Genomic DNA, 16,297 nt, shown 5'->3' with positions numbered 1-16,297 from the left:
AGTTGATCCGATTAAAATTCCTCCGACAAGGATTTACATTATCGTGTTAGGACTGGACTCCTAATGAATCTTTTGGATTATGGAATCTTTCTAAAATATTAAATGAATTATCCCATTCAATATCTTCATACCGGCTCTCCTTCTCTATCCTGCAGGCCCTCTCCCCAGCCCATAACCTCATCTGCGCCTCCAGTGAGAGCGATCCTTCCCCTCTCCAGGAGACAGGCCCGATCTCCAATAGAAGCCACATCCCTCAGATCATGAGTGACAATGATGCTCGGCACATGGCAGGCGTGAATCCTTTCCCGAAGCTCCTTTCTCATGGCAGCCTGCTTACGAACGTCCAATGCAGATAGTGGCTCGTCCAGCAATAGCAGATCGGGCTCGATGATCAATGCCCTCGCCAGTGCTACCCGCTGCCTCTGCCCTCCCGAGACCTCAACTGCCCTGGCCTTCCTGATATCCCAGAGTCCAGCAGCCTTCAGGTGCTCCATTACTCTGGACTCAATAGCCCTCCGGGAAAGCCTTCTGGTCCGCAGGCCGAAGGCCACATTATCATATACGCTCATATGAGGAAAGAGGGCGTAGCTTTGAAAGACATATCCTATATTCCTCCCTTCAGGGGCGACGCGGATCTTCAGACCGGAATCGAACAGCGGCCTTCCGTCCAGTGCTATCCTACCCTCGTCCGGGTCCTGTAGCCCTGCCACTAAATTCAGCAGGCTGGTCTTCCCACAGCCGTTATCCCCCACCAGCATCAGGATCTCGCCTTCTTTGATCATCATTTTAACCTCGAGATCGAAATCCCGAAGCCCCTTTTTAATGTCAATTTCCAGCATTCTTATACACCCGCCGGGTTAGAGTCTTTACCAGGAATATGACCACAAATGAAATGGCCACCAGTATTATGGCAATACACAGGGAGACGTCCAGATCGCCTTGCATGGCTGTATAGATGGCCAGAGGCATGGTCTGCGTCCTGCCCTGAAAGTTGCCGGCAAACATGATAGTAGCTCCAAACTCTCCCAGAGAGCGGGCGAAGGCCATTATGGCCCCGGAGACGAGGCCGTTGATGGCTATGGGCAGGATGACATGAAAGAAGGTGTAGATCCGTGAACCTCCCAGGGTTCGAGCCGCATTCTCGAGAGCAATGTCCACATCTTCGAAGCTCGTCCTCGCCTGGCGAATGTAAAAGGGGCTGGAGACGAATACCTGGGCTATGATCACCGCCAGAGTGGTGAAGGCGATGCTTATTCCAAAGGCGTCCAGGTAATGGCCAACGATTCCCATCCGGCCAAAGGCCATGAGTAGGGCAATTCCTGCCACCGCAGGAGGCATGATAACAGGCAGATCAATCAGAGAGTCGGCCAGCTCCTTGCCGAAATATCGAAATCGAGCGCTGACGTAGGCGATAGGCGTTCCCATTAATACCACAGTGATGGTGGTCAGGGTGGAGGTCATAAGACTGAGTCTGAGTGCATCCATTACCACTGGATCATGAAGAGATTGGAGAGTAGTGTCCAGAGGGCTTCTGAGGAAGAGCGCGACTACAGGCAGAGCTATGAAGGTTATGGCAATTATCAGTAAGAGGGCCAAACTCGCTTTTAGAGCCACCTCCCGTAACCTGGAAAGAATGCTGACGCTCTCTTGTCCCCGACCTGCCAGCTCAGCAAGATCTCTTTTGCCGAGACGATTGATGTCTATTTGATTGGAAGCCATTGGTCACTCGATCTCTTCATTAAATTCTCTCGGTTTTGTTTCTTTCCCTGGCCTAAAAAAAAGAGATCTTCCGGTTAAGCAGCAGCAGCTGACGCCGAAGAAGTCTCCTCATGCATCATAGGCTCGCGTTCGACGGGAGCGAAGCCGTACTTTTCCAGGACCGCTCTGCCCTCATCCGACATAACCAGATCCATGAACCTCTGGCTCTCGGCAGGATACTTTGATTCCAGAAGCATTCCCATGGGGTACTCGGCTATGATATTGTATTCGTCCGGGATAACTATCTTGTCTATCTTGCTTGTCATATCCTGGGTGATATCGGAGATATATGCAAATCCGGCATCTGCTTCTCCCAGGGCCACTTTGGTCACCACGTAGTTGACATTTGTCTCTTGAGAGATGACATTGGCCAGCACATCTCTCTCATAATCCGGACCATATGCAGAGTCGTTGCCAAGCCTGGCTATGATCTGCAGAGCATAGTCGCCCACCGGTACATCCTTTGTTCCCATGACGATCTTGACACCCGGCCGGGCGAGGTCTGAGAGGTTGGTGATCTTTGCAGGGTTATCCTTGGGAATGATGAGCGAGAGCTTATTTCTTGTGAAGATGGCGACGCTGCTGTTGTTCATTAGCCTGCTCTCTCTTACGGCATTCATCTGCTTCGTATTGGCTGAAGCGAAGAGATCGGCATAAGCACCGTTTTCGAGCTGGGTGCGCAGTGCCTGTGAGCCGTCGAAGTTGAATGCCACATGGATGCCGGTTTCGTTCTCGTATATCTCTCCTATTTCGCCAAAAGCTCCTGTCAGCGAAGCTGCTGTAAAGACTATGAGCTCATCCGGCGATTGGGCGAATCCTGCAGACATGGAAAGGACCAGGGCTGCAAAAAATGCGATAAATATACTTTTTTTCATCAAAGCTTTGCCCTCCTGAAATGCAACGATTATTATTTATATCTTGGTATGCTTCAATATGCTTCGATCTTTCAGCTAATTTCAATATACTCAGATATATTCTCAATAATCATATGCACTAACTTATCTCTAATTAGTGAGCTAATATGTAAACTTATTTAAGCCTTGCCGGATGGAACAAAATCACCTCAAAATCCTGAGCTCTCAGACCTGTGGCCCAGACCCTTATGGCAAGACCGCCTGTCCGGCTGCTTGATGATGCCCCATTGTTCAAAGGTTATTCTCATCCAGCAGAGCATTGGTTATGGCATCCGCAAGCCGGGTGGCACCCTCGTACCCAACCAGGAGCTGCCGCGTTGCTCCCACTCGATCGTGGTTGGGAAGCCCCACCCGCACCAGAGGTATTCCCTCTTTTTTTGATATCTGACGGCCATTGGAGGTGCCCAGCATCAGGTCGATTCTTGCATTCCTTATTTTGTCGTGGATCTGGCTGAAATCAGCCCCCAGGAGAATTAGGGCATCCTCAGACGCCGCCCTTATCTCCGCCTCAAAGCGGGTGCTTCTCAATCCGGTTGCCACAACGGCCGGAATTGCTCCCGCCTCACAGAGGAACCTTGTCAGTCCTAGAACAATATCGGAATCTCCATAAACTGCCACCCTCACCCCTGCCAGGTATTTGTGAACATCAGCCAGGGTATCAAGCAGCCTGCCCCTCTGGGCCTCATATCTCTCGGGGAGGGCAATTCCAGTCTGCTCCTCCAGCATGGATACGAAAAGGTCGGTATCTTTAAGGCCAATGGGCAGGGGCAGAGCCGTTTGCGGCACTCTGAACTCTCGTTCCAGAAATTCCCCAGCCGAACTGCTCTGGAAGCGCCCGCCGATAGTCAGTGTACAGCGTGAGTTGGCAGTGTCAACCATATCCTCTAGTGTTGTGCCACCCTCTGTGATCCTTGGCGGGTTTTCCACTCGCGGAGCATCAAGGGTCTCAGATATATCGGGAAACAGGATGAACTCGTCTGCAGATCCCCAATCAATAATCATATTTTTGAGGTAGCGCACATCCGCTGGAGAAACAAACGATCCGATGATCAGATTTATCCTGCCGCCGGGCTCTGTTCTCCTGGCCAGGCTCTGAACCAATGCCTGGAGCGCTCTGGCATATCCCTCCTCATGAGAGGCGGAGTAGCTGGGAGTGGACACTGGAATGATTGGGATATTGGATTTCTCCTCGGCACGGAATTCATTTATGATCTGGACGATGTCGTCTCCAATGGTCTCGGCAAGACAGGTCGTGGCTACGCCGATGGCCTTGGGGCTGTAACCGATGATGAGGTTATTCAGACCCATCTTCAGGTTGGCAGAGCCACCATAAACCGTCCCCTTCTCGCTCAGGGCCGAAGATGCGATGTCCACTGGCTCCCGGAAGTGGTGGGCGAGGTACAATCGCATGTAGGTGGCACAGCCCTGAGAGCCGTGAAACAGAGGCATGCACCCCTCGACTCCCCGGAAAGCCAGGACCGATCCCATGGGCATGCACATATTGCAGGGATTTATTGTGGAATAGCTCTCAGACATCGGCCTGTACACCTCCTTCTGCTGCTTTCTCGATACCTTTCTCGATTTCCAAACCTCTTGAACCTGCAATAGGACTTGGTCTATGCAGGGGCAGCCTCCAGACAGGGCTGTTCAGGCTGGCATCCAGCTCTCGGGCAAAGTTGATCAGGCCGTCATAGCCCTCAAAGCTGGTGGTTCGGTCGTGGTTGAAGTCGCAAAAAGCGATTCCAAGTTTATAAGCAAGAAACCTCTCTTTGACCCCTGCCACCAGCAGATCGGCCTTTTGGACTGCCAGCAGCTCCCTCAGCTCAAGAGGATTGGCATCGTCCACAATTACCGTCCCGTCCCTGACCATGCAGCTTATCTTCCGGTAGTCGTCCCGGTCACCGGTCTGCGTTCCTATGATCACCACCTCCATTCCCAGCTCCTCGAAAGCTCTGACCAGGGAGACTGCTTTGGCAGCGCCACCCATGTAGATGGCGGCCTTCTTTCCCTGGACCCGGGAACGGTAGTAGACGATCTTTGGCATGACCCGAGCCGTCTCCCGTTCGATTATCTCCTCTGCCTTTGCCAGCATGCTCTGGTCTGCAAAGAATCGAGCAGCGCAGCGCAGAGCTGATGCCAAATCCCCAAGGCCGAAGAAGCTGATGTGCTGGTAGGGAATGCCATACCTCTCTTCCATCTTCTTTGCGAGGTAGGTCATGGAGCCGCTGCACTGGACCAGATTCAGCCGGGCGGTATGAGATCTCTGGATCTCTGCTACCCTGCCGTCTCCAGTAAATGTGGCTACCACCTCGATCCCCATCTCCTCAAATAGGGGCTTGATGGCCCAGAGGTCTCCGGCAACGTTGTACTCCCCGAGGAGGTTTATGGCATAAGGGATGGCAGGCCTGTATTCCTTCGTGCCGACCAGCTCGAATAGAGCATTACAGGCAGCCTTGTAGCCCTCATTCTTGTTTCCGCGAAAGCCTTCCGACCGGACAGGAATGACGGGCAGGCCAAGCTCTGCGGTAGCGCTACGGCAGACTGCTTTCAGGTCATCTCCAATAATCCCCACGATGCAGGTGGAATAGACGAATATGGCCGGGGGATGAAACCTCTCCGCCAGATCACGAATGGCTCTTGCCAGCTTCTTCTCGCCGCCATAAACGACATCCAGCTCCGACATGTCTGTGGAAAAGCTGTTCTTATAGAGGTCCGGACCGGAGGAGGAACTCCCTCTGATATCCCAGGTATAGCTGGCACAGCCGATGGGGCCGTGCACCAGATGAAGGGCATCGGTGAGGGGATTGAGCACTACCCGGGCTCCGGAATAAACGCATGCCCTCTGGCTGACGGCACCAGCGAGGCTCTCGTTGCTGCAGGAGAGGGACACAGGATCATAGCCCGTTTTCTGGGATATGTGACCCTCTCTGCCTTCAAAGGTCTTGATCACGCTCATGGTAGTTGTTTCCTACAGGACCATCTCGAAATGAGTGTCGTCCGAGTCTCTGTCACGCCTCTCCAGAAAGGCGTTGCCTATCATCTCCACCAGGCGGGCAGCTCCGGCGTAGCCGATGATGGGGAAGTAATGCAGATTGGCCCGATCGGTTATGGGGAACCCCACCCGCACCAGCGGTATATCCTCTGCCCTGGCTATCAGCTTGCCATAGGTATTACTGACGAGCATATCCACCGGATTGTTCTTGATCTTCTGGTGCAGGAGGAATGTGTCTCCTATCATTGCTTCACAGTCAGGCGAGACACTATGAACCTCTTCTTCGAACTTCTTGTCTGGAGTGCCCGTGAGCGCATATGTGGGGTTCATGCCCATCTCCACTGCCAGGCTGACCAGTCCTGCGACGGTATCAGGGTCTCCAAAGATAGCCAAGCTCTTGCCATGGAAGTGGGGATGGGCATCGGTCATCATGTCCACCAGCCTGCCTCTTTCTTCCTCTATCCCCTGGGGAATGGGCACATCCATGAGGCTGGAGACGTTCATCACAAATGCATCGGAATTACGAATGCCAATGGGCATGGGGCCGATGACGGCGGGAATCTGGAACTTGCCCTTCAGGACCATGGCTCCGGAGGCGCCAGCAGTCCTTCCCAGAGCTATGGTAGCACGGGAATTGGCGGCGTCTTTCAAGTCCGGGATGGTTGTTCCACCCGGCGGAAAAAGTCCGCCTGATTGGGGTGACATCGGTGCGTCGAATACGTCCGTGGTATCAGGGAATATGATATGGCGAACGCCCATAATGCCAAGTATCCTCTTGATCTCACGAATGTCTCCTGGCTCCACGAAACCGGGAATGACATTCAGCTTGCCGTTGGGCGATCCCCTGCGAGCAAAGCTCTGGACGATGGCCTTTACCGCATTGTCATAGCCGGTGATGTGCGATCCAACGTAGCTGGGTGTGCTGGCAATGACGACGCGCACATTGGGGTCGAAGAACTCCTCTTCTTTGATCTCTTCCATGAAGGAGGAGACATCGTCGCCTATGGTCTCTGAGGAGCAGGTCGTATTGATGGCGAGAACATCGGGATGATAGATGTTCACCACGTTATCAACCGCCTCTTTGAGGTTGTTTCTGCCTCCGAATACCACCGAGTCCTCTGTAAATGAGGAGGTAGCAGCGAGCGTCGGCTCTCGGTAGTGGCGGGCCAACACCATGCGCAGGTATGAGCTGCACCCCTGCGAGCCGTGGGTGATGGGCATGCAGTTGTGGATGCCTTTATAGGCCAGGATGGCGCCGATGGGCTGGCAGATCTTGGCCGGGTTTATGACCAGGGTCTCTCTTTGCGCCATCTCTTTTGGTGTATAGTCAAGCATTACTCTTCTGCCTCCAGGGTGGGGTTATAAATTTCCAGGTGGGGCTATTCACAGACATGTCGATGTCCTTGGCGAACTGCACAAAGCCCGAAAAGCCGGTGTAAGGGCCGCTGTAGTCATAAGAGTGCATCTGGCGGGAGGGAATGTGCATCTTCTGGAAGACGTACTTGTCTTTTATCCCCGAGCAGAAGAGGTCCACCCCCAATTCCCTTACCAGCCGCTCGCACTCCTGATGGCTGTAGTCATCGATCATTATCTGGCCATCCTTCATGTGGGGGAGCAGGCCCTCGTAATCCATGAGCCTCGGAATCTTCTCCTTCTTCTTCTGGAGCGCTTCGTTGTCATACGGCGAGACGACGTTCGGGTCGCGTTCGTAGTGGATGTCCTCAAGGACTTTGGAGCGTCCGGTGTGGACGATGCTGGTGAGGATCTTTCTGCCTTCGTAGTCGTCCCGGTGGGCGAACTCGTATCCGGCCACGACTACCTCCATTCCCAGAGTCTCGAACATGTTCCTGAAGTGGTGCGCTCTTGAGCCACCGACCAGGATCATGACCCTCTTTCCAGCCAGCCTCTTTCTGTACATATCGATCGTCGGCTGGATCTTGGCCATCTCCTCGTCAATCACAGCTTCAGTTCTTCTGGTAAGGCCGGGATCGTCGAAGAACGCTGCCATATCCCGCAGCGTCTTGATGGTATCCTCCACTCCCAGGTAGTTGACCTTCAGCCAGGGAATGCCGTACTTCTCTTCCATCATGCGGTTGGTGTAGTTGATGGAGCGGTGGCAGAGCAGGATGTTCAGCTTTGCCCTATGAGCTTTGGCGATATCGTGGAACGAGGCGTCGCCAGTGAAGGGGCTCACTATGCGGTAGCCCACTCTCTCCAGAAGGTCCTTGACCACCCAGTAGTCTCCACCGATGTTGTACTCTCCGAAGACGTTGACGTCGAAGGGTCCGGGATTCTCCAGCTCCTCCGTGCCCACCAGATGCTCCATCAGAGCGTTGGAGGCGATGTGGTGCCCAGCGGATTGAGAAACGCCCCGGTAGCCTTCGCAGCGTACTGGGATAATCTTGATTTTGAGGTCCTCTTCTGCCTTGCGACAGACCGATTCTATATCGTCGCCTATGAGGCCGATGGGGCAGGTGCAAAAGACAGAGATGCACTCCGGCTTGAAGATGGCATAGGCCTCCCTGATAGCTGTAGCCAGCTTCTTCTCGGCGCCAAAGACTATGTCCGTCTCCTTGACGTCTGTACTCAGGCAGTAGCCCGAATAACACTCTCTGCCCTCATCCTGGCTCATCAGGTTGCGGCGCGTTCCCCAGGTGAAGTAGGCGCAGCCGATGGGGCCGTGGGTGATGTGCAGGATGTCTTTGATCGGCCCGAAAACCACCCCCTTGGAGCCGGCATAAGCGCAACCGCGGTTGGTCAGGATGCCCGGAACGCTGCGGTCGTTGGCTTCGATCCTCTGTTCGATCTCGCAGGAGTCCTTGACTACAACATGCTTTTTTCTGATGTCCTGCGTTTTTTGGGGAAGTCCTTTCACCATCGCTTCGACCGTCTGCCGGCTCCGGGCAATGGTTACTGGCTCTCTTTCGACTCCGCTCATGATATGGCCACGCTCCCTCTCTCTCCGGTTCTTATTCTGACTGATTCTTCCATCGGGCTGACGAAGATTCGGCCATCGCCATAGTTTCCAGTTCGGTTCACTTTGGTGATCACTGCCACTACCGCGGGAACGAATTCGTCTTCCACCATAACCGAGATCATCCTCTTGGGGATATATTTCATCCTCTTTTCATCCCTCTCATCTCTCTCATCCCTCTCATCCAGCGGCGTTGGATGAGGTATCTGCAGACCTTTCTGCTTTCCCCGTCCAGAAGCCTTGTAGGCGGTAAAGCTGCTAATTCCGATGACCTCCAGTGCGTCTTTGGTCGCCTCCATCTTGTTCAGCTGGATGATGGCTATTACTTCTTTCATTTTCTACAGCCCTCTCTGGCCGGTTCGGATGGTGTAGGCTTCGTCTACCGAGCTGATGAAGATCTTGCCGTCTCCAATATTCCCGGTCCTGGCGCTGTCCTCGATGATCTTGACCGACTTCTCAACGCTATCGTCATCGACAACCAGCATGATCATGGTCTTGGGAAGGTTGTCATACACAACGTTGCCAACCTTGATGCCCTTCTGCTTGCCTCTGCCGAAGACCTCGATTCGGGTTAAGGCAGTGAAGCCGCCTGTCTCCAGGGAGTCAGCGACCTTATCCACAGCCTCCGGTCTTATGACTGCCCGGATCATCTTCATTCCACAACACCCCATTCCATCATGACCTGTTCCAGCTCTTCATACTCCATCGGCTTTGGGATAACGAACATCTGGTTCTCGTCCACGGCCTTGGCCAGCGCCAAATAGGCTTTGGCCTGGTCTGAGTCTGGAGCATATTGGATCACTGTCTGCTTGTGGATCTCTGACTGGTGGACGATGTTGTCTCTGGGCACGAACTGGATCATCTGGCTGCCGATCTTCTCGGCAAAAGCGCTTACCAGCTCCCGTTCCCGGTCGACGTTTCTGGAGTTGCAGATGATGCCGCCCAGACGCGTTCCGCCGGACTCGGCGAACTTCTGGATGCCCTTGCAGATGTTGTTGGCGGCATAAAGAGCCATCATCTCTCCGGAGGCCACGATGTAGATCTCCTGGGCCTTTCCTTCCCGGATGGGCATAGCGAAGCCGCCGCAGACGACGTCTCCCAGGACGTCGTAGAAGACATAGTCGAGGTCTGGGGTGTAGGCTCCCAGGTTCTCAAGGAGGCCGATGGAGGTGATTATCCCGCGACCTGCACAGCCCACGCCCGGTTCCGGGCCTCCGGACTCGACGCAGCGAATGCCTCCAAAGCCGGTCTTCAGTACGTCATCCAATTCTCCTTCTCCTTCCTTTCGAAGGGTGTCAAGAACTGATGGCTGTCTCTTGCCGTTCATGAGCATCTTCACGGAGTCTGCTTTGGGGTCGCAGCCTATCTGCATGATCTTCTTGCCCATGGTCGAGAGGGCTGCTGTGAGATTTTGGGTGGTGGTCGACTTGCCGATTCCGCCTTTGCCGTAAATGGCTATCTGCCTCATATTACACCTGAATTCATTTAGGAACGATTCTGATTTTTTTAGGATTATGCCGGAGGGGTGGTTCGCCTCCGGATCTATGCCCGCTATAAAGTTGGGAGGAGGGCCCAACTTCGAAGGATATGCGCTTGAAATGAAATGCTCGTATTCTGTAGTCGTGTCTGGTCGCCTCACCTCCAGGATAGCAGTGGGAGGCGGGATATAAGGAACTATTTGAGAAAGATGGCAGAGGATATCGGAATTGTGCGGGGAAATTGTGAAAAGGTATGAGAAGAGCTTAACAAGGGACGAGCTAGATAAGGGAAGACTCGTAGAATTTTATTACATCGGGAGCGCGGAGGGTCACGAATACCCCGACCTTCAGGTTGGGATGAAGTGAACCCTCGCCCGGTTTTCATGTTTTCTTAGATTTGATTAACAAGGACTCTCTGGGAACCGAAAACAGAGTTACGATAATTTCTGACTAAGGGTATCTGGTCAACGAAAGCTTGACATTCCAGGATTCAGTCAAACAGCGCACCCCGCTGCAAGCAGCGGGGCATGTTCGCGCCGTTTGCCGTCATTCGAAATCTAACAAGTTCATTTGCTTATATGCTTCCTTTTCTTCAGGCGATCCTTGAGTTTCAACGTAATTCCGTATAGTGTCGGCCATAACACCATCACCTACTGTTCCAACATAACCTCCATCGCTCCAAAATTCGCCACCCCAAAGCTGTTTTTTCACTTCAGGATACTTCTTAAAAAACTCTCTTGCGGTTATACTTTTTACAATTTGCATAACCTTTGATGGCGAATATCTTGGCGCTGCTCCAACAAAGATATGAACATGATCGCCATCAGTACCAATTGCATCGAAATCGAAATAGTATCGTTCACCGATCTCACTGCATACGAATTTGATATAATTAATGCGATCGATATCCTGAAGCAATTTTCTTCTATATTTTATACTAAATACCATATGATATCGAATTTTGTAGGCACAATGGCTTGCTTTTTTAACCTCAATCATCTAACATAGAATATGCCCCTTTCCTTAAGTCGGTTTCCTGACCATCCCAACCGCAGCAAGCTGCGGGGTATTCATTTAAAAATAAAATACTAAAATGCTTAAATTTGTCCAAATATCTTGATCCAATTGCATCTATCTCTTGCGGATATGGGGTTTATCCCGGACGCACAATATCTTTAAGCTTAGGTGTGATCCTAGCTTTTGCATCTCTCTATTGGGCAAAATGTACATTTTGGCTAAGTTTAGGTGGCGATGGTCTTTTTGACCGTTCTCACTTGCCAGCGAATGTTACGGTAGTGCAGTTTAGCAATGGAGTTTTCCAGACCAATTATTATCCCAATAACCACATGACAGACGTACTGTACTTTCCAAGTTTCTCCCTTGTTTATAATTTTTAATTTATCATATTATTCATATCTTCATTCCAAGGCTCTTGAGTATATAAAGCAATCCTCCATCAGGTACAGGCAAATTAAAATATGTCATGACAAATTCAAATGTTTCTCCAACAGCTTGCATTTTTACTCTATCGACCATGTCGCCCATCGTTCTTGATTTTGAGCCATCTTTAGGTGGCGGATTATCTATTTCCCATAAGAGAATTGCAGTCCATACTGAAAAAACCATTTGAATAAATCTTTCAATTGAGTGTTTATCTCTTAATTGGTAATCTTTAAATCCTAATTTTTGATTTGCCTCTCTATGAGCTGTTTCTATATCCCATCTGTCCTCGTAAATTGAGAGTATTTCTTTCAATGAAAGCGATCCATTAGTGCTGATTATATATTTTGTCGTGCTATCTTTTTTTCTCTTGGAGATAACAAGCTTAACTTCGCCTACCTTGTCTATGATTACCTTCTTTTCAAATGCATAATAGGTCTTCTTTTTTCCACGAACGCTAACTGTTGTCTTAATAAAAAATTTATCTTCAATTTGATTCGCTAGATCTCTGACTTGGAAATACATATCCTTATTTATTCCGACTTTCTTATCAGACTTGATTTGGCATACGATATTATGCCCTAGCTTAAGGCACTTGCTAAATAGATCAGAAGAAAACCACCAGCTATCGAAAACGATATAAAGATCGATGCTTTTTGGTACAACTAATGGTTTGATGATCTCTTCAAAGGCAATCTCCATTTTTGTTTTAAAATTCTCATTTTCGTCATCATTCTTAATATACATCTTAGCTTTATGTGGAATAAATAGTCCTTTTGATTGGACAACAGAGGTAACGAAATTGTTACCCCAAATATAGGCTTCTTTACTATGATCGTAAAATTTGCCCACACCATCTGTTTGATTTCCTTCTTTCTCATTGTATGTATCATCAATTATTAATAATAGTTTATCGTTCTCTTTCAAACATAAACTATCGATGAAAAGATCCACCTTGCGTTGTGCAACTTCATTTTCATCCCAATTCGCATCGCTAAAGAACCAATTGTATGAAGAACGTGATTTTTTCCCTTTGCTACAATCTGCCATAGTATCACAAAGGTTAGAAACGGTCTTGGATTTATCACATACGCTCAACGCGCCACACAGATCTCGAAATGATCTGTAACTCGGTTTTGTGAAGAGATCCCTAAACTTATCTAAAAACGGCTCCAATTGCAACGGTACCTTTACTATTTTGATCATTCTACGGCACAATCTCCTAAATAAGTGATGTAGGCAGGGCACATTCTATCACAAGTTATTAATATTATGATAATCATGTACCCTGTGTGACCCTACAATGACTGAGATGCAATTAAGCTTGATAAATTTTCCGTATCGTGAAATGCTTTCAAATATCTTCCAGGATTACTCAAACGACTTTGAATTTACTGCGAGCGGTATTTTTCGGAAAATAGTGCCGCCATTATGTCCCGAATGTGGCCATCCAATGAGCCATAATGGTTTTAACACCTGCCAGAAGAGACATCTCGGAGGGGCAAACGTCGGGAAATATTTATGTGGCGCTTGCGGGAAGTCAACCGAAGAAGATCGAGACTTCTGGATCAAGCTAAAGACAGACTTCTTCGGGATTGTCACGGAAATCTGCACACGTCTGAGGCTTAATCACGTATCTTATGAAGTGATAGAATCGATAATGGGCTATCTGTATCCTCGGGATAAAGATACCATCCGGAACATGGTCCAGTGCGCGATTGAGGAGACAGATGTCCCTTCGGTCAAAAATATCCAGTTCGTGCATTATGACGAGCAACATCCCAAGGCAGGACGAAACCAAAAGTATCGTTTGACACTCCTTGATTCGGTAACAAGGCAAGTAATCGCGGATGAGCTTTTCGATTCAAAAGATGCCGATACTATCGAAGGTTTCCTTCGAAGAAATCTCGACACTCAAAAGCAGATATTTATTGTCACAGACCTTTACAGAGGATACAGCAATGTTTTTAAAAGAGTATTCGGCAACAAGGTAATCCATCAATTCTGTTTGCTCCACTTGAATAAGCTCATAGTCAATGATTTTCCTCGAAAAACAAGCATCGAACAGGAATTGCTTAAATACAAAATGCTTAACATATTTTTTAACCGTGAACTTGAGATTGAATTCCTTTCCACCTTGATCGAAGAAGAGAAAATGATGAGACAGAGAAGCAACAAGGAATACAAATCATGGATTGCAGAAGCCAAGCACCTATTTTATGATTTTGTTCGACGTCTGGAATTGAGACGTAGAAGAGAAAGCAAAAACCTTGAGCAAAGAACTTATCATGAAGCTTTAAATAATTTTAAATTTTTAAAGATGCAATCCGACTCGTTTATGATATCCGTTAGAAAGAGGCTGGATAAAATCGAAGAGCTTTGGCCAAACCTTACAGCATTTTACTTTACCGATAATGCCCCGGCTACAAACAATCCCATAGAAAATTACTATTCAACAAGTCTCAAGACTCATAGAAAAAAACAATTAGAGGAACCAGGAATCAAAGAGCAGATAAAGCTCTCTGCGCTAAAGAGAGCAGGAGTCTTTGGAAGGCCTCAAAAGTCTCTACTCAATGCATTCTTTATGTTCATTCCTTTTCTAGATACGGGTTAAAAGATTCGGCATCGCCTAACCAGATTCTAAAACAATAGCGTTAGCTTAGTAATTTTTTTTAAAATACAAAATTATTTTATAAATTATTCTGATAAATTTGCTTTAATCAAACCAAATGGGCCGATTTGTGTAACCACATTAGCAATAATATCATAAATGAGACAATCTATCGCTGGTAAAAAACAAATTTCACTTGATTTCTAGATAGTGCCCATTCTACTCCCGAAGAAGGGATTCGGATCCAAGTATAAAAGCTTTAATTTTCTATAGGAAATTTATGGTTTGAGTTAACAGGAGAATATTATAAATCTATTAAAAAGTTGGAAAGTACAGAGACGTATCATTATTGAATTCAATTTATGATATTCCAAATGCCGTATATCTCAGTGCAATGATTTTTATCTCGCAGGTACCGAGCAATTGGTCCTAAACTCCGCCTTGTGCAATAACCATTTTTCTCGCTGAATCCTTCTGCCCGCGGATTGACCGAAGGTTATTTATACTATTATGGTTATTACTCTTAGCTATGACATATCTGGTCAAGCAGAAGATCCGCGGGCGGACATATGCTTACGAAGCCGAAAATTATTGGGATCCAGAGAAGAAACAATCCCGGCAGAAACGGCGATATCTTGGCGTTTGGGATGAAGCAACAGGCCATATCATCCCGAAAACAGCAGAACGAGATGTCAAGACAACGAAATCGTTGGGCCCGGCATATCTTCTGGATTCGGTAAGTAGTGAGATTCAGCTCAGAAAGAAGCTTTCAGAATCGTTTGGCGAAGATGGCGATATAATTTTGGCCATGGCAATGAGCAAGCTGCTTCATCAAACCTCTCTTAAGAATTTAAACACCGTTCTTGATGACTCGTTTCTGCCAGAGATGTATTCACTGAAAGAATCCTTCAGTTCCCAATGGCTGTCTAATTTTCTGGAGCGATTGGCCACAAAAGAAAAGTCCATGAATTCGTTCTATAATTCTTTGATCGCCGGCGAGGATGAGACGCTGATATTCGATATTACATCGCTCTCATCGGCTTCCCGAAATATCGATTGGCTGGAGTGGGGATACAATCGCGATGGTCTTGACCTGCCCCAAGTTAACCTCGGCCTGGTTCTCTCATTGCATCGGCATCTGCCCCTCTATTTCAAACTGTTTCCAGGCAGCATCAGCGATGTTGTGACTCTGAAAAACCTTGTAGCTGAGGTCAAAGCGCTTGGAATATCGAAGAGTCTATTCATCTTGGATCGCGGATTCTACAGTGAGAATAATATAAAAGAAATGAACGACGCGAATATCGATTTCATCATTCCTCTTCCTTTTAGCGTCAATGTCGGCAAGGGCTTGATCAGTGAGACGAATAGGGAAATTGAGAGCCCAGCTAATGCTAAAAGATTTGGTGGCGACATCTTCTATGTCCTGGAAAGTGAGATTCAAATTGGTTCTGTCGATGCCTATGGATATGTCCTGTTTAACAAGAAGCGGGAAGGATTAGAGACAAATTCGTTCTACAATCGATTAATCGATATCGAATGCGCCATTGACGGAAAAGAGTTCCGAAACCCTATCGACCAATTCAAGCGGACAGCAGGAAATTTTGAAAGATATTTTGAGTACACTCTGGAAGGCAAGAAGATTCATCTTAGCAGACGAGTGAATGCAATATCGCAGGCTGTAAATCGATTTGGAAAGACAATTCTACTTTCTTCATCAAGACGAAACTGGGATGAGGTTCTTTCTCTCTATCGAGAGAGAGACGAGGTCGAGAAGAAGTTCGATGATCTGAAGAATGAACTTGAGGTTATGCCTCTGAGAGTGCAGAAGGTCGAAACATTGCAGGGCTTGCTGTTCATCTTCTTCATATCGCTGATACTGAGAGCGATTTTGCTCCGGAGGGCCAGGGAGGCAAAGCTGCTCGATAAGAGTTCTATCGAGGAGATTCTGATGGAATTGTCAAAGTTGCGAGCAGTTAAAGTCGGTGGAAAGTGGAGGCTTACAGAAGTCTCTAAAAAACAGAGGATGATTTTGGAAAAGATGGAAATTAGCGTGCCTGTTGAGGCAAATATGGTTATTAAAAAGGGCGGAGTTTAGGATTGGTATGTTAATGGTTATTGGAAATATGCGAT

Annotated in this window: 14 protein-coding genes; 2 read left to right on the top strand and 12 right to left on the bottom strand. The window is 48.5% G+C overall.

Annotated features, from left to right (window positions below):
- Window positions 1-125 precede the first annotated feature (125 nt).
- From MCON_RS02670 to MCON_RS02615, 12 genes are all read right to left on the bottom strand, one after another.
- Window positions 126-785, bottom strand: a complete 660-nt coding sequence (locus MCON_RS02670; protein ID WP_202795820.1) for an ABC transporter ATP-binding protein — start codon at window positions 783-785, stop codon at window positions 126-128.
- Window positions 786-825: 40 nt separating this feature from the next.
- Window positions 826-1,719 carry an ABC transporter permease gene (locus tag MCON_RS02665; RefSeq protein ID WP_013718505.1) on the bottom strand — a complete coding sequence of 298 codons (894 nt, stop codon included), beginning with the start codon at window positions 1,717-1,719 and terminating at the stop codon, window positions 826-828.
- A 74-nt stretch (window positions 1,720-1,793) separates the two neighbouring features.
- Window positions 1,794-2,585 (bottom strand): molybdate ABC transporter substrate-binding protein, encoded by a 792-nt coding sequence (gene modA / locus MCON_RS02660; protein WP_202795819.1) that lies wholly within the window; start codon window positions 2,583-2,585, stop codon window positions 1,794-1,796.
- A 318-nt stretch (window positions 2,586-2,903) separates the two neighbouring features.
- A complete protein-coding gene (locus tag MCON_RS02655) occupies window positions 2,904-4,208 on the bottom strand; it encodes a nitrogenase component 1 (protein WP_013718503.1) in 1,305 nt (434 codons plus the stop codon).
- Window positions 4,201-5,628, bottom strand: a complete 1,428-nt coding sequence (gene nifE / locus MCON_RS02650; RefSeq protein ID WP_013718502.1) for a nitrogenase iron-molybdenum cofactor biosynthesis protein NifE — start codon at window positions 5,626-5,628, stop codon at window positions 4,201-4,203. Before nifE ends, MCON_RS02655 begins: the two co-directional genes overlap by 8 nt.
- 12 nt (window positions 5,629-5,640) lie before the next feature.
- Window positions 5,641-6,999 carry a nitrogenase molybdenum-iron protein subunit beta gene (gene nifK, locus MCON_RS02645; protein ID WP_013718501.1) on the bottom strand — a complete coding sequence of 453 codons (1,359 nt, stop codon included), beginning with the start codon at window positions 6,997-6,999 and terminating at the stop codon, window positions 5,641-5,643.
- A complete protein-coding gene (gene nifD / locus MCON_RS02640) occupies window positions 6,992-8,602 on the bottom strand; it encodes a nitrogenase molybdenum-iron protein alpha chain (protein ID WP_048131724.1) in 1,611 nt (536 codons plus the stop codon). Before nifD ends, nifK begins: the two co-directional genes overlap by 8 nt.
- Window positions 8,599-8,973, bottom strand: a complete 375-nt coding sequence (locus MCON_RS02635) for a P-II family nitrogen regulator (protein WP_013718499.1) — start codon at window positions 8,971-8,973, stop codon at window positions 8,599-8,601. The genes nifD and MCON_RS02635 overlap by 4 nt, the downstream gene beginning before the upstream one ends.
- Before the next feature lie 3 nt (window positions 8,974-8,976).
- Window positions 8,977-9,294 carry a P-II family nitrogen regulator gene (locus MCON_RS02630; RefSeq protein ID WP_013718498.1) on the bottom strand — a complete coding sequence of 106 codons (318 nt, stop codon included), beginning with the start codon at window positions 9,292-9,294 and terminating at the stop codon, window positions 8,977-8,979.
- A complete protein-coding gene (gene cfbC, locus MCON_RS02625) occupies window positions 9,291-10,106 on the bottom strand; it encodes a Ni-sirohydrochlorin a,c-diamide reductive cyclase ATP-dependent reductase subunit (RefSeq protein ID WP_013718497.1) in 816 nt (271 codons plus the stop codon). The genes MCON_RS02630 and cfbC overlap by 4 nt, the downstream gene beginning before the upstream one ends.
- A 556-nt stretch (window positions 10,107-10,662) precedes the next feature.
- Window positions 10,663-11,115, bottom strand: coding sequence for an IS200/IS605-like element ISMco2 family transposase (gene tnpA / locus MCON_RS02620; protein WP_013718496.1), 453 nt, complete (start codon window positions 11,113-11,115; stop codon window positions 10,663-10,665).
- A 411-nt stretch (window positions 11,116-11,526) separates the two neighbouring features.
- On the bottom strand, window positions 11,527-12,762 hold the full coding sequence (locus tag MCON_RS02615) for an IS701-like element ISMco3 family transposase (protein ID WP_013718495.1): 1,236 nt from the start codon (window positions 12,760-12,762) through the stop codon (window positions 11,527-11,529).
- A gap of 97 nt (window positions 12,763-12,859) precedes the next feature.
- On the opposite strand from MCON_RS02615, the gene MCON_RS02610 reads away from it, so the two are divergent.
- Both MCON_RS02610 and MCON_RS02605 read left to right on the top strand, forming a co-directional pair.
- Complete coding sequence (locus MCON_RS02610) at window positions 12,860-14,170, top strand: transposase (RefSeq protein ID WP_013718220.1); 1,311 nt, start codon at window positions 12,860-12,862, stop codon at window positions 14,168-14,170.
- Between the two features lie 526 nt (window positions 14,171-14,696).
- Window positions 14,697-16,262 (top strand): IS1634 family transposase, encoded by a 1,566-nt coding sequence (locus MCON_RS02605; RefSeq protein WP_013718494.1) that lies wholly within the window; start codon window positions 14,697-14,699, stop codon window positions 16,260-16,262.
- The last annotated feature ends 35 nt before the right edge of the window (window positions 16,263-16,297 follow it).

The sequence above is a fragment of the Methanothrix soehngenii GP6 genome (assembly GCF_000204415.1).
Taxonomy (GTDB): domain Archaea; phylum Halobacteriota; class Methanosarcinia; order Methanotrichales; family Methanotrichaceae; genus Methanothrix; species Methanothrix soehngenii.
Note: the sequence above shows the minus strand (reverse complement) of the source record. Positions and strands in the feature narration are given on the sequence as shown.

Coding starts and splice junctions, on each gene's coding strand:
- MCON_RS02670 (WP_202795820.1), bottom strand. CDS start 785: ATGATGATCAAAGAAGGCGAGATCCTGATGCTGGTGGGGGATAACGGC.
- MCON_RS02665 (WP_013718505.1), bottom strand. CDS start 1,719: ATGGCTTCCAATCAAATAGACATCAATCGTCTCGGCAAAAGAGATCTT.
- modA (WP_202795819.1), bottom strand. CDS start 2,585: ATGTCTGCAGGATTCGCCCAATCGCCGGATGAGCTCATAGTCTTTACA.
- MCON_RS02655 (WP_013718503.1), bottom strand. CDS start 4,208: ATGTCTGAGAGCTATTCCACAATAAATCCCTGCAATATGTGCATGCCC.
- nifE (WP_013718502.1), bottom strand. CDS start 5,628: ATGAGCGTGATCAAGACCTTTGAAGGCAGAGAGGGTCACATATCCCAG.
- nifK (WP_013718501.1), bottom strand. CDS start 6,999: ATGCTTGACTATACACCAAAAGAGATGGCGCAAAGAGAGACCCTGGTC.
- nifD (WP_048131724.1), bottom strand. CDS start 8,602: ATGAGCGGAGTCGAAAGAGAGCCAGTAACCATTGCCCGGAGCCGGCAG.
- MCON_RS02635 (WP_013718499.1), bottom strand. CDS start 8,973: ATGAAAGAAGTAATAGCCATCATCCAGCTGAACAAGATGGAGGCGACC.
- MCON_RS02630 (WP_013718498.1), bottom strand. CDS start 9,294: ATGAAGATGATCCGGGCAGTCATAAGACCGGAGGCTGTGGATAAGGTC.
- cfbC (WP_013718497.1), bottom strand. CDS start 10,106: ATGAGGCAGATAGCCATTTACGGCAAAGGCGGAATCGGCAAGTCGACC.
- tnpA (WP_013718496.1), bottom strand. CDS start 11,115: ATGATTGAGGTTAAAAAAGCAAGCCATTGTGCCTACAAAATTCGATAT.
- MCON_RS02615 (WP_013718495.1), bottom strand. CDS start 12,762: ATGATCAAAATAGTAAAGGTACCGTTGCAATTGGAGCCGTTTTTAGAT.
- MCON_RS02610 (WP_013718220.1), top strand. CDS start 12,860: ATGACTGAGATGCAATTAAGCTTGATAAATTTTCCGTATCGTGAAATG.
- MCON_RS02605 (WP_013718494.1), top strand. CDS start 14,697: ATGACATATCTGGTCAAGCAGAAGATCCGCGGGCGGACATATGCTTAC.